Origin of the sequence: Streptomyces sp. HUAS TT11, from assembly GCF_051553595.1 — a bacterium.
Taxonomy (GTDB): Bacteria; Actinomycetota; Actinomycetes; order Streptomycetales; family Streptomycetaceae; genus Streptomyces.
Genome location: NZ_CP196184.1, coordinates 4,920,494 through 4,933,592, shown reverse-complemented (window position 1 = coordinate 4,933,592; position 13,099 = coordinate 4,920,494). Strand labels below are relative to the sequence as shown.

Below are 13,099 nucleotides of genomic sequence, written 5' to 3'. Positions count from 1 at the left end.
CCGCACCGGACGCCGTGACGGGCGCTCGCCGGACGAGGACGGGCGGGGGCCGGGGCGGCCGGGGGGCCGCCCCTCCGTCAGGCCGCCAGGCCCCGCTCCTCTGTCGCGCAGTCCGTCCTGGTGTCGGCGATCAGGGGGTCCGCGGACCGCGCGTCACGGCCGCGGATCAGCCGGCCGGCACGCGGCGAGTGCTCGATCGCCTTCATGACCGGGGTGAGCAGGGCCGTGGCGAGAGGGGAGAGCAGCAGGGCGACCGCGGTGCCGAGGGCGAAGCCGCCGACGACGTCCGTCGGGTAGTGCGCGCCCATGTAGACCTGGCTGAACCCTTCGAGCAGAGCGAGTCCGAGGCCGGCGAGGCCGAACTTCCGGTGGGCGACGAACAGCCCGGCGGCCACCGCCATCGTGAGCGTGGCGTGGTCGCTGACGAAGGAGAAGCCGCTCCTGCCGGAGACGAGGACGTCGATCCCCTGATGGTCGACGAACGGGCGCGGGCGCTGCACGAAGCCCCGGATCGGCACGTTCACCAGTACGGCGATGCCCGCGGCCAGCGGCGCCCAGACGAGCGCGGCGAGCGAGGACGCGACACCCTCGCCACCGCGGCGGCGCACGGTCCACCAGCACCCCACGACCAGCAGGACCATGGCGAGAAGAACGCCGTACTCGCCGACGAACCCGAGGCCCCGGCCGAGCCAGTGCGGCACGTCCTTCGCCAGGCCGTTGATGTCGTAGAGCAGATCGACGTCGGGGTTCGACCCGGATTCGGCGAGTCCAGCCATGGTGCGCGGCCCCTTCGTCCTCTGTCGCGTTCCGCGGACGCGCACGTGCGCGCCGCTCCACCACCCCCGTGGTCGTAGATCCGCTCCACGTCAAGCCGTCCGTCTACGTCGGCGCTCTACGTCAGAAGGAACGCACAGTCGTCTTCCCGACGTTCCGCATTCCACCGAATGATCACGTAGACGTTATCGAAGAGAGACTCGTCTTCGCAGCTCAGCGGGCACCCGCAGGACATAGTTCCAGCCAGTGCGCATCTTTCGACGTGTCGTTCGCACCCCGATTCACACCGTCGTGGGCAGTGCTTTCGCGCCATCTTCGGTGACACGCGTCGCCCCGAAGTACTCCGAGGTGTCGATCGGGTCGAAGCGGATCACGGCACCGGTCCTCGGCGCGTCGATCATGTAGCCGCCGCCGACGTAGATCCCGACATGATGGATGGCACGGGAATCGGTGGGGTCGTGCGAGAAGAACACCAGGTCGCCCGGGAGCAGTTCGTCCCGCTTCGGGTGCGGCCCGGCGTTGTACTGGTCGTTGGCGACGCGCGGCAGCGTGATGTTCACGCTCGCGTACGCGGCCTTGGTCAGTCCCGAGCAGTCGAAGCGCCCGCCCTGTTCGGGGGTGCCGTTGCCGCCCCACAGGTAGGGCGTGCCGAGCTTCTTCTGCGCGTAGTAGATGGCGCCGGCCGCCTGCCTGGACGGCTGGAGCCGCTGGACGGGCGCGGCGAAGCTCTTCGCCAGGGTGGTGATGGTCTTCACGTAGTTCCGGGTCTCCCGGTACGGCGGCACACCCCCGTACCTGATGACCGCGTACGCTCCCGCGTTGTACGCCGCCAGCATGTTCTCCGTCGGGTTCCCGGGCGCGTCCTTCACATAGGAGGCGAGCTTGCAGTCGTACGAGGCGGCCGAGGGGATCGCGTCGCGCGGGTCCCACACGTTCGCCACTCCGTCGCCGTTGCCGTCGATGCCGTGCGTGGCCCAGGTGCCGGGGATGAACTGCGCTATCCCCTCCGCCTTCGCGGGGCTCCTGGCGTTCGGGTTGAAGCCGCTCTCCTGGTAGAGCTGGGCGGCGAGCAGCGCGGGGTTGATCGCGCGGCACAGATTGCCCCACTTCTGTACGAGCGTCGCGTACGCGGCCGGCACGGCGTTCTTGGCGAGCCCGACGGACCCTCCCCCGATGCCGTTCGCGAGGTTGCCGGCGACCATGTAGACGCCGACGACGAGGACCATCACGAAGCTCAGCGCGGCACCGACGGCGACCGTCGTCCAGATCCACGCCTTACGCACCGTCAACCGCCCCTCGTCGCACGGGAGTCCGCCGAGGGTCAGTGTAGGGGCGCCCGGGGGAGCCGGACCCCGAAAAGTCCTGGTCCGGCCACACGGGGGTACGAGATCGGCCACCTGGGCAAGCACGACGGCCGCATGCGTTCGGCGGTCCGTCCGCGCATGCCCGGTCCGCGTCCGGGACCCGTCGCTATCGGGGAGCCGACGCCGTCCGGTACAGGTCCTGCGCCTCGTCCCCCAGCACGACGCTGTAGGAGACGTCCGGCGTGGAGCCGCCCTGTTCATGGCCGCCGAGGACACCCACGACCTCGCCGTGGGTGTTCACCCAGGGGCTGCCGCTGGTGCCGGCGGTGAATCCCGGGCAGGCGATGCGCTGTTGTGTACTGCCGACCGCGGTCGGCTTGTTGGTGCAGGTGATCGGTGTCTCCGCGGAGTCGGGGTACCCCGTGACGGTCACCGCGGTCGCCCCGGTCCCGTGTCCGGTGACGAACTTGTCGGCTCCGACGACGTCCTCGACGTCGACACCGCCGATGGACTCCAGCCTGGCGAAACCGACGTCGCTGTCCTCGTCCTCGTCACCGCTCCAGGCGTCGTCGACGAACGTCCTGGTCACCTTCCACACCCCGTAGGGCGCCTTGCCCTCCCGGTACCCGGGTGCGAACCACACCTCGCCGCCGCCCAGACAGTGCGCGGCGGTCACGATCAGGTCGCGCTGCGGGCTGTGGACCACGGAGGCCGTGCAGAAGTGGCCGCCCGCCTGCGCGTCGCCCGCCCCGAAGAGCGCACCGATCCGCGCGCCCGCCGCGGTGGCCTTCGCCACGGTGGTGACGCCCAGCGGTCCGGGGCCGCCGTCGGCGGCGGACACGGAGGAGGTCGTGACGGCCAGCATCACGAGGGCACCGAAGAACGCGTGCCGCCGGTTGCCTGAGGGGCGTGGGATGCGGTTCATCACCCCCCACTGTGGCGCAGGAAGGTGAGAAACACTCCCCGGGCAATCTGAATTTCCTCTGTGAGGCTTCGTCGCCGCAGGTCGGCACGGGCACGCCGCCGGTGCGGCATCCCCCTTTCGGACGCACGCTGCGTCTCACGACTCCTCCCCTAAGCGCCCCCGCACGCACGGCCGACCTGGCGTCCACCGGCCCGGCGAGCCCCTCGGACGCGGCGTCTAGCCCCCCGTGTAGGCCGCCGTCGTCCGTTCCGCCGCGGCGCGTGCCGACTCATCCGGTTCACCGGCCGCCACGTTCGCCTCCCGCCAGGCCTCGCTGCTCAGTGTCACGAAGCGGCGGCCCTCGTCGGACATCAGCCAGGCCATACCCTCCGCGGGGTCCATCGAGGCCCCGGTCGCCAGGTGCCGCGAAAGGCCCAGCAGACCCGTGTCCCAGCCCACGCCCACGGCCCCCGGGCCGAACTCGGCCCAGCGCTCGTCGTCCACATGCGCGATGTGCTCGAGTTCGAACCGGGTCCCGCCGTCCTCGACCGGCGTCAGGCGCAGCTCGATCCAGCTCACCTCACCGCCGTACTCCCACGTCGCGAAGAAACTCTTCGGCGGATCGCAGCGCTCGATGGTGCCGCCCGCGTTGCCCTCGAGCTGAAAGCGCCCGCCGACGCGGAGGTCTCCCGAGACCGGCAGGAACCAGCGCGGAATGCGCTCGGGGTTCGTACAGGCGTCCCAGAGGTCGTCGAGCGAGGAGTCGTACGTCCGCGAGACCGTCACCACCCGCGCCTCGCCCGCCTTGAACTCCCGCCGGCCCACCTGCCGCCGTACCGCATTGATCTCGTGCGTGACGTCCATGCCGTCAGCCCTCACTCTCTCCCGTCCGGCGCCCGAGGCGGCGCTCCCGCTTCCCCCGTGCCAACTCCGTCTCCAGCGCGTCCAGCCGAGGGGCCCAGAAGCGCCGGAAACGCCCGATCCACTCGTCGACGTCCCGCAGCGGCTCGGAGTTCACCGCGTACAGGCGCCGCGTCCCCTCGGGGCGCACCGTCGCGAACCCGTTCTCTCGCAGCACCTTCAGATGCTGCGAGACACCGGGCTGCGATATCCCGAACTCCGCCGTGATGACCTCGCAGACCGACCCGGACGTCATCTCCCCGTCGGCCAGCAGTTCGAGGATCCTGCGGCGCACAGGGTCTCCGAGCACATCGAATGCGTGCATGAGGGCAAGGTATCAGCCGCTGCTTATATAAGCGAGAACTGAACAACTGAAGCGGGCCGGCCCGGCGCTCGCCGGACGGACACGCGCGGGCCCTCCGGGGAAACCCGTCACATCTCCCCGGAGTCCGGTCAAGCCGTGCCCAGCGGACCGCCATCGAGCGGCCATCGACACGTAAGGGCGCCGCCCTCGTTCGGTAAGGGGGACGTCAGAATTCCCGAAGCCCCTTGTTGCCGCGGACGCAACAAGTCATCGTCGTCCACGGGCCGCCGAGCCGTCGCCGGGACCACCGCACCGTCGTTCGGCACACCCCGTCACCGCCCCTGTCACCGCATGCTCAGGAGGCCGTACGTTGCGCCCGCCCCGCTCCGCCCGGACGAACGAACGCGGCACCCGAGCCGGCGCACACGACTGCGCGAGCGCACCGGCCTCCCTCGCCAAGTACCGCTTCCGCGACGGCGCCTCGGCCCGCGCAGCCGCCAACGACCGACCCACGAAGGGCCTCCCGACGGACATCGCACCCTCCCGCCTTTTCCGTAAGGCGGTTGAGACCGAGCACCCGGCGGCCGTCACGGCCCCCACGGGCTGACCTCCGGCCGCCGGGGAGGCCGACGGCGGGGGTCGTGGGGACCCTGTCCGCCGGCGCACCGGGGGAAACGGGCCGCGGCACCCGGCCGCGGCCCGTTCCGCCGTCCAGCGATAACCTTCCGCTCGTACGGGTGACACCCCAACGGAACGGTCCGCACGTCCGGGCCCCGTCGAGGGCCGATCCGGGTCCGCGCTGCACGGAGGAGGTCACCGAGGGGGCCGCACCGGAGGTTCCGCCCGACCCTCATTGCCCGGCGTGACCAGGCATGATACACAGAGTGACCAGATGCCCCTCGGTGAACCGTCCCACGCCCCCGAGAGGGTCCCGCGCGGGCCGATGGCAAGGGGCACGTACGAAACCCGCCAATCGATGACGCCAAGTCGACATACGAGAGCGCCATCGTCAGCGACAATGACCCTGACCTCTGCGACGGTGGCAGGGGGTACGGAACTACCCACTAGGGGCGGTGACTTACATGTATCTCGCGGCCGCAAAAGGCGACATCAACACGATCATCGGCGGTATCGCCCCAGACTGGGGTCCTTTCGGCAGTCTGGGCAACGAGGCTCGCGTGATGGTCGAGGTCGTGATGGCCATCGCCATCCTCCTCTGCCTGGCGATCGCGATCTGGGGCGCGGCGAAACAGCGCATCGGCGCGACGGCCCTGCGCGACACGTTCAGCGCCGAGCAGGGAAAGGGCCTCATCATCGCGGGCCTGACCGGGGTTTTCATCATCGGCTCGCTCGGCACGCTTTTCACGATCGTGTACGGCATGGCCGTCTAGACCCCGCCCCGGACCACCACGACCCTGACGCGCCATCAGTCCCCGCCCGGGTGCGCCGGGTTCCCGCCCTCCGACCCACCCGTCCGTCGCGCCCACCGGCTGAGGTTGCGTTCCCCAGATGTCGAGTCACCACACCGCGCCCGCGCGGAAGCCAGCACGGCTACCGTCGTACTTCTACGAGTTCCGACACGAAATGCGAATCGGCTACGAGGTCGAGGGGGCGTGCGCGGCGTGAATCTCGATGACGGTGCCTCCGGCGGGGGCGACGAACAGTACGGCGGGGTGGGACAGACCCGCACACGACTGCCCGAGCGGGGCGGTGACGTCTACGGGGGTGCCCGGCGGGGCCGGTCGTCGTCCCGCAGCCTGGTGACGGTCGTCGGCGTGGTGGTCCTCCTGATCGCGGCGATCGCCTTCGCGAACCGCGGGGGAGGGGACTCCTCTTCGGACAGCGGCGACAACAAGCCGAACACGTCCGCGACGGCGGCCTCCGGCACACACCCGGTCAAGTCGAAGTCGGCCGGCATCCCCTCGGGCTTCGCCCACGACCAACAGGGGGCGGCGTCGGCTGCGGCGAACTATGCGGTGGTGTTGGTTTCGGCCGACATCTTGAAGCCCGCGCAGCGCGGCGAGATCCTGCAGCAGGTGTTCGTTCCGAACCAGGTACCGACGCTCGCGGACAAGTTCAACAAGACGTACAACAAGGACTTCCTGAACAACATCGGCTTGGACGAGAGCGGCAACCCGACTGCGGGCCACACGTACGTCTCGCGGACGATGCCCATCGGTACCAAGACCACCAAGTATTCGGACACCACCGCGACTGTCGAGGTCTGGTGCACCGGTGTGTTCGGCACGACGGGCGAGGAGTCGACGAACCCGGTCTCCAGCGACTACTTCACCATGACGTTCGCAATGCGCTGGTCCAGCGGTGATTGGAAGGTCGCCAGCTTTTCCCAGAAGGAAGGCCCGGCGCCCGTCAACGGCGACAACAAGGTCTCAACGTCTGAGGAGATCTCGCAGGCTGTCGAGGAGTTCGGAGGCTTCACCTATGCCCGGTAGCCGCACTCTCAAGGTCGCTGCTGTGCTGACGACTGTGCAGGCCGTCGCCGTATGGGTGGCCACCCGGGCTGCCGCAGCACCATCCCCTTCCCCGACGGACAGCAACTGTGATCTCATCGTCGGCCCCGCCAAGCAGTACTGCGAAAACGGCGACACCTCCGGAGGACCCGGTCCCGACACTCTGACCGATCCCCTCGACCCCCTCTCCTCCCTCGCCAAGGGCTGCGCCAACGCCGCCTCCTGGACCGTGGACAAGCTCAGCGAGGCGGTGAAGGAGACCGCCAGCGTCGACTTCACCAACCAGCAGTTCCTGCACCAGTACGAGATCGTCTTCGCCGCGTCGACCATCCTCACCCTCCTGCTGTGGCTGCTGGCCGTCGCCAAGAGGGCCGTGCGGGGCGTCCCGCTCACCACCGCCCTCTCCGAAGCGGTCGGCTTCCTCTGGCTCACCGTGCTGGCCTCGGCCTTCACCCCGCTTGTCCTCTACACGGTGGTCTCCGCGACCGACAGCGTCAGTGACGTCCTCGCCAAGGCCACCGGCGACCAGACCACCACGTTCTTCGGCGCGTTCTCCGGCGCGCTCAGCAAGGGTTCGAACATCGGCGGCGGCCCCATCATGCTGATCCTGGTGTCGCTGGTGTCGATCCTCGCGGCCGGCGTTCTCTATCTGGAGCTGTTCCTGCGGGCCGTCCTGCTCTACGTCGGCGCCCTCCTCGGCGTCGTCGTCTACTCCGGTCTCGTCGACAAGAACCTCTGGGGCCACGTCCGCCGCTGGGCCGGCATCATGATCGCGGTGATCCTGGTCAAGCCGGTCATCGTCATAGTGCTCGGGCTCGCCGGCGCGCTGGCCACGGACAACGGACCCGACTCCCTCGCCGCCGTGGTCTCCGGGCTCGCCATCATCCTGCTCGCCATCTTCGCGAGCGCCATGATCTACCGGTTCGTGCCCGGCTTCGGCGACGAGATCGCCGCCTCCCGCAGCAACCGCATCATGCAGGGCGCCGAACGCAAGGCCGCCGCCGTCATCAGCTCCCCGGCGACCCTCGTCGCCCAGGGCATCAAGACCCACAGCACCCGCGCCGACAGCAACGGCGGCGGGGGCGGCAACCAACCGCCGCGCCCCGCCAACCCGGTGTCCGGCGGTGTTGCCGCGCACAGCACCCGCGCCCCCGGCGGCGGATCCGTCCCCGCCACGCCCCCACCGCGTACCAGCCCGGCCGACACTCCGCACGCCGGCAGGACCCGCAACAGCAGTACCAACCGCACGGGAGGTGAAGGGCGTTGACGACCGAGTCCCACCTGTCGCATCCGGTCACGCCCCGCCGGACATATCTGATCGGCCGCGCCCGGCCGAACGCGATCATCGGCCGCAACCGCGAGTCCGGCGAGATCGTGCTGATCATCGCGGGCGCGTTCCTCGGCATGATGTGCGGCCTGCTCGTCCCCCTCCTCGCGCTGCGTATCGTGCTCCTGATGGGTTTTCCGCTGCTCGCCCTGGCCGCCGTGTACGTCCCCTACAAGCACCGCACGTTCTACAAGTGGTTCGAGATCAACCGCACGTACAAGAGGACGCTGCGGCAGGGAACGACGTACCGAAGCAGCGTGATGGAGGCCGGCACCGGCCTCGACGGACGCGAGATCGAGATCGGACCGCCCCCGGGCATCGGGCGTATCAGCTGGCTCGCCGCCCCGTTCGGGCCCGACGAGATCGCCGTACTGCTGCACGCCGACCGGCGGATGGTGACCGCCGCCATCGAGATCGAGGGTCCCGGCGTGGGCCTGCGCGACAGCGAGGACCAGGAAGCCCTCGTCGACCGCTTCGGCACGCTCCTCAAGCACGTGGCGAACGGCGACGGATTCGTCACCCGCCTCCAGATGCTCGCCCGCACCCTGCCCGCGGACCCGGACGCACACGCGAAGGACGTCGCCCAGCGCGGCGACGAACGCGCCCCGGCCTGGCTGCGGCAGTCGTACGACCAGCTCCAGTCCATGGTGTCGACCAGCAGCGAGCAGCACCGCGCCTACCTCGTGGCCTGCATGCACTACACCCGTGAACTGGCCGCCGAGGCCCACACCATGGCGCGGGCCGCACGCCCTCAGGGCGGCAGGAAGGTCGACCGGGACGCGGGCCTCGCGGTCGTCATGGCGCGTGAGCTCACCGACATCTGCTCGCGGCTCCAGGAAGCCGACATCCGCGTACGGCAGCCCCTGGGGCAGGGACGGCTCGCCTCCCTCATCCACTCCATGTACGACCCCGACCACCCCATCGACCACATCCAGGCGATGACGAGGCGCAACGCCTGGCCCGCCGAACTCGACGCCATGGAGCCCACCTACCTCCAGGCCAAGACCCGCGAGTCGTCGACACGTGCGCCCTGGTGCCACGCCACCGCATGGGTCAAGGAGTGGCCGATGACGCCGGTCGGCGTGAACTTCCTGGCGCCCCTCCTGGTCCACACCCCGGACGTCATCCGCACGGTCGCCGTCACCATGGACCTCGAACCCACCGAGGTCGCCATCGAGCGCATGCTGACCGAGAAGACGAACGACGAGGCGGAGGCCAGCCGCGCCGCCAAGATGAACCGCACCGTCGACCCCCGCGACATCGCCTCCCACTCCCGTCTCGACCAGCGGGGCGAGGACCTCGCGAGCGGCGCCGCCGGCGTCAACCTGGTCGGCTACATCACCGTCTCCGCCCGTTCCCCGGAGTCCCTGGCCCGGGACAAGCGGACCATCCGGGCCTCGGCCGGCAAGTCCTATCTGAAGCTGGAATGGTGCGACCGCGAGCACCACCGCGCCTTCGTCAACACGCTCCCCTTCGCCACCGGCATTCGGAGGTAAGGACCTGATGCGGGATCCGCTGTCCGTCCTGACCGACGCCTTCACGTCCTTCCTCTTCGGCAAGGTCGAGACCACCCGGCTGCCCGTCCGCACCTCCACGGGCCAGGCCCAGGCCGTCTACCTCCCGACGGCCGCGCCCGGCCTCGGCGACTCCGGCGTGATCATCGGCCGCGAGGTGTACTCCGGGAAGGGATACATCTACGACCCCTTCCAGCTCTACGGTCAGCAGCTCCCGGCGCCGCACTGGCTCGTCCTCGGCGAGTCCGGCAACGGCAAGTCGGCTCTGGAGAAGACATATGTCCTGCGCCAGCTGCGATTCCGGGACCGGCAGGTCGTGGTCCTCGACGCGCAGGGCGAGGACGGCGTCGGCGAGTGGAACCTGATCGCGGAGGAACTGGGTATAACGCCGATCCGGCTCGACCCGACGGCGGCGCTCGACCACGGCATCCGGCTCAATCCGCTGGACCCCTCGATCACGACGACGGGACAGCTCGCCCTGCTCCGTACGATCATCGAGGTCGCGATGGGACACGGCCTGGACGAGCGCTCCGGCTTCGCCCTGAAGGTCGCCCACGCCTACGTCAACGAGACCATCGTCGAGCGCCAGCCGGTGCTGATGGACATCGTCGAGCAGCTGCGCCACCCCGAACCCGAGTCGGCCGAGGCGATGAACGTCGCCCTCGACGACGTCCGGGCCTGGGGCCTGGACGTGGCACTGGTCCTCGACCGCCTCGTCGACGGTGACCTGCGGGGCATGTTCGACGGGCCCACGACGGTCGGCATCGACCTGGACGCGCCGCTGATCGTGTTCGACCTCTCCCACATCGACCGCAACTCGATCGCCATGCCGATCCTGATGGCGATCGTGGGCGTATGGCTGGAGCACACCTGGATCCGCCCCGACCGGAAGAAGCGCATCTTCCTGGTCGAGGAGGCCTGGCACATCATCAACAGCCCGTTCGTGGCCCAGCTGTTCCAGCGGCTGCTGAAATTCGGCCGACGGCTCGGTCTGTCCTTCGTGGCGGTCGTCCACCACCTCAGTGACGTGGTGGACGGGGCGGCCGCGAAGGAGGCCGCCGCGATCCTGAAGATGGCGTCCACCAGGACGATTTATGCCCAGAAGGCGGACGAGGCACGGGCGACGGGCCGCGTCCTCGGCCTGCCTCGATGGGCTGTGGAGATCATCCCGACGCTGACACCGGGCATCGCGGTCTGGGACGTCAACGGCAACGTCCAGGTCGTCAAGCACCTGGTCACGGAGTCGGAGCGGCCGCTGGTGTTCACCGACCGCGCCATGACGGAGTCGTCCAGCGACCGGCAGAAGGACGACGCCCTGCGCGCGGCTGAGTTGGAGGCGGAAGAGCGCGCGGCAACATTCATGGAGCAGCGGCTGAGCGACATGGACGGCTCGTCCGAGTCCACGGTGGCATAGACATGGGGTCCCGATGAGACCAGGCAAGGAGCAGCGGGGCGGCCAGGGCGACATCTCCGACGCTCTGTTGGTGGGTGTACTGGCCTTTCTGCTCGGTGTGACGCTGATGGTGTGGACGGCCACCGGCCTCTCGGGCTGGTTCGCGCAGGGCGCATGGCCTCATGGCGTCGGGCTCAGCAGCACTCCGGTGGCGATGCGCCATCTGATCGCCGAGCCGCACGACATCGCGGCCGCCTGGCCCGACACCCCCGCGGACCAGCTCTCCGGCTACGGACTGTTCTGGGGCCTGTTCATAGGCGAACTGATGGTGCTGTTCGTGCTCACCGTCTTCGTGATCGGCACGGTGGCACGCTGGAAGGCGGTACGGGCGCGCCGTGGGGCCGCGCCCACGGAAGCCCTGTCACCGGCCCCGCTTGCGGGCCCACCGAACCCTGCCGTGGACGTCCCGGCCCGGGACACCGGCACGTCCCTGGTCTCCGATCCGGCACCGGTTCCCGCCCCCCGTCCCGGTGCGGGGGAGCACCATGACCCCGAGTCCACGGCTCCGGCCCAGGTCCCCGCCCGGACCGTCGTCGAACAGGTGGCCGTCGCCACTGCGGAGCCCGTCGGCGCGGTGAACGAACAGAGCGGCCCCGGGGCTTCCCCGTCCACCTCGTTGACGCCCCCGTCCGTCGTTCTGGGCGCACCCGACATCCGTCATCCCGTCGCCGCCCAGGTCGTACGCGACGCCGAGGGAGCCGTCCTGGTCGTCACCTCGAGTCCCGCACTGTGGTCCGACACGAAGGATGCCCGGGCGAAACTCGGCCCGGTCCTCCTCTACGACCCCTCGCACCTGTGCGACACCCCGGCCCGGCTCCACTGGTCACCGTCCGCCGGCTGCGAGGACAAGGCGACCGCGGCGGCCCGAGCCGTCGCGCTGCTCGCCCCGGTCCGGCCCACGGCCCGTATCGACCAGGCGGTCGCGGATGTCGCGGAAACGCTCCTGCGGAGCTACCTCCACGCGGCGGCCGTCGAGGGCCGCACCATCCGGCACATCCACCGCTGGGCCCAGGGCACCCAGGTCCAGGAGGCGGTACGAGTACTGCGGACGAACCCCAAGGCTGCGTCCGGCGCCGCCGGGGAGCTGGAGGCAGCGCTCACCTCGCATCCCGAACGCAAGGACGTGGCACAGGAGCTGACGGCACGTGCACTGTCCTGCCTCTTCACGGTCAATATCCGCGAGGCATGCACATCCAACCGAAGTGACACCCTTGCCTTGGATTCCTTCGTCAACGAAGGGGGCACGCTTTATGTGGTGGGTGAATCCATCGAGGACCCCAGGCAGCACCCCGGCGCCATGCCTCTGCTGACGGCCCTCTCCTCCAGCGTGGTCGAGCGCGGCCGGCGCATGGCCGAACGGTCATCCTCCGGTCGCCTCGACCCACCACTCGCCCTCGTCCTGGACGACGTGGCGGCCGTGGCCCCGCTCCCGCAGCTTCCCGAGCTGCTCTCCACCGGAGAGGTCCGTGGCCTGCCGACTCTGGCCCTGCTCCGCTCGCGCGAGCAGGCCCGCGCACGCTGGCCCCAGTACGACCTGCCGGTGCAGAGCCGCTAGTACCGCTCGATCACCATCTCCAGCTCCGAGTCCTCATCGTCCCCGGACAGCGGCACGGTGACCCCGCTCGGCACGAACCCCGCCTTGCGGTAGAAGGCCTGCGCGCGCACGTTGTCCTCGTGGACGATGAGCCGCACGCGCTCGGCACCGCGGCCCCACGCCCACTCCAGACCGGCGTCGAACAGCGCCTTGGTCAGCCCGGTCCCGCGGTGCTCGGGCCGGACGAACACGGCGACGACGTGCCCTTGTCTCCGCTCCACGTCGAATCCGGCCCAGTCCGTCGTACCGGCTTCCTCGAGCAGAACGGTCAGGGTGCCCGCCCATGTCCCGTCCGGCGCCTCGGCGATGATCTGCTGGGCCCCGGTCTCCCCTTCCGAGGCTCCCGCCGTCCGCTCCTGCCAGAAGGAGTCGGGCTTGGCGATAGCGTCCTCGTAGGTCTCCAGGAACGCGAGATGGGCGACCGGGTCCTGGAGCGCGGCGAGCCGCAGCTTCTTCGCGGCGGGCCAGTCCTCGGGGTGTATGGATCGGATGACGTGAGACATGCGGCCACGGTAACGGCCGCGCGCGGCAGGTGCGCCCCAATTTTCCGCGGG

General features: G+C 69.9%; 12 protein-coding genes. 6 read left to right on the top strand and 6 right to left on the bottom strand.

The features are described from left to right. Nucleotides 1-77 precede the first annotated feature (77 nt). The 5 genes from ACSHXN_RS22065 to ACSHXN_RS22045 form a co-directional block, all read right to left on the bottom strand. A complete protein-coding gene (locus tag ACSHXN_RS22065; protein WP_355139321.1) occupies nucleotides 78-776 on the bottom strand; it encodes a phosphatase PAP2 family protein in 699 nt (232 codons plus the stop codon). Between the two features lie 279 nt (nucleotides 777-1,055). Then, entirely contained in the window at nucleotides 1,056-2,063 is a 1,008-nt protein-coding gene (locus tag ACSHXN_RS22060; RefSeq protein WP_355803846.1) for a C40 family peptidase, read from the bottom strand. Between the two features lie 181 nt (nucleotides 2,064-2,244). Next, complete coding sequence (locus ACSHXN_RS22055) at nucleotides 2,245-3,003, bottom strand: trypsin-like serine peptidase (RefSeq protein WP_355139325.1); 759 nt, start codon at nucleotides 3,001-3,003, stop codon at nucleotides 2,245-2,247. Between the two features lie 216 nt (nucleotides 3,004-3,219). Next, nucleotides 3,220-3,846, bottom strand: a complete 627-nt coding sequence (locus tag ACSHXN_RS22050; RefSeq protein WP_438303573.1) for an SRPBCC family protein — start codon at nucleotides 3,844-3,846, stop codon at nucleotides 3,220-3,222. 4 nt (nucleotides 3,847-3,850) lie between these two features. Then, complete coding sequence (locus tag ACSHXN_RS22045; RefSeq protein ID WP_220293552.1) at nucleotides 3,851-4,207, bottom strand: ArsR/SmtB family transcription factor; 357 nt, start codon at nucleotides 4,205-4,207, stop codon at nucleotides 3,851-3,853. A gap of 1,061 nt (nucleotides 4,208-5,268) precedes the next feature. Here ACSHXN_RS22045 and ACSHXN_RS22040 point away from each other — a divergent pair. The 6 genes from ACSHXN_RS22040 to ACSHXN_RS22015 all read left to right on the top strand — a co-directional run bounded on the left by ACSHXN_RS22040 (nucleotide 5,269) and on the right by ACSHXN_RS22015 (nucleotide 12,506). Further along, a complete protein-coding gene (locus tag ACSHXN_RS22040) occupies nucleotides 5,269-5,577 on the top strand; it encodes a hypothetical protein (protein WP_059126903.1) in 309 nt (102 codons plus the stop codon). 231 nt (nucleotides 5,578-5,808) lie between these two features. Then, complete coding sequence (locus ACSHXN_RS22035; protein WP_438303572.1) at nucleotides 5,809-6,639, top strand: hypothetical protein; 831 nt, start codon at nucleotides 5,809-5,811, stop codon at nucleotides 6,637-6,639. Beyond that, a complete protein-coding gene (locus tag ACSHXN_RS22030; protein WP_383358732.1) occupies nucleotides 6,629-7,924 on the top strand; it encodes a hypothetical protein in 1,296 nt (431 codons plus the stop codon). Before ACSHXN_RS22035 ends, ACSHXN_RS22030 begins: the two co-directional genes overlap by 11 nt. Further along, nucleotides 7,921-9,480, top strand: a complete 1,560-nt coding sequence (locus ACSHXN_RS22025) for an SCO6880 family protein (protein ID WP_355139333.1) — start codon at nucleotides 7,921-7,923, stop codon at nucleotides 9,478-9,480. Before ACSHXN_RS22030 ends, ACSHXN_RS22025 begins: the two co-directional genes overlap by 4 nt. A 7-nt stretch (nucleotides 9,481-9,487) precedes the next feature. After that, nucleotides 9,488-10,912, top strand: coding sequence for an ATP-binding protein (locus ACSHXN_RS22020; protein WP_355139335.1), 1,425 nt, complete (start codon nucleotides 9,488-9,490; stop codon nucleotides 10,910-10,912). Nucleotides 10,913-10,925: 13 nt separating this feature from the next. Further along, complete coding sequence (locus tag ACSHXN_RS22015; protein WP_438303571.1) at nucleotides 10,926-12,506, top strand: type VI secretion protein; 1,581 nt, start codon at nucleotides 10,926-10,928, stop codon at nucleotides 12,504-12,506. Here ACSHXN_RS22015 and ACSHXN_RS22010 read toward each other — a convergent pair. Beyond that, nucleotides 12,503-13,048 carry a GNAT family N-acetyltransferase gene (locus ACSHXN_RS22010; protein WP_355139339.1) on the bottom strand — a complete coding sequence of 182 codons (546 nt, stop codon included), beginning with the start codon at nucleotides 13,046-13,048 and terminating at the stop codon, nucleotides 12,503-12,505. The genes ACSHXN_RS22015 and ACSHXN_RS22010 overlap by 4 nt on opposite strands. Nucleotides 13,049-13,099: the final 51 nt, after the last annotated feature.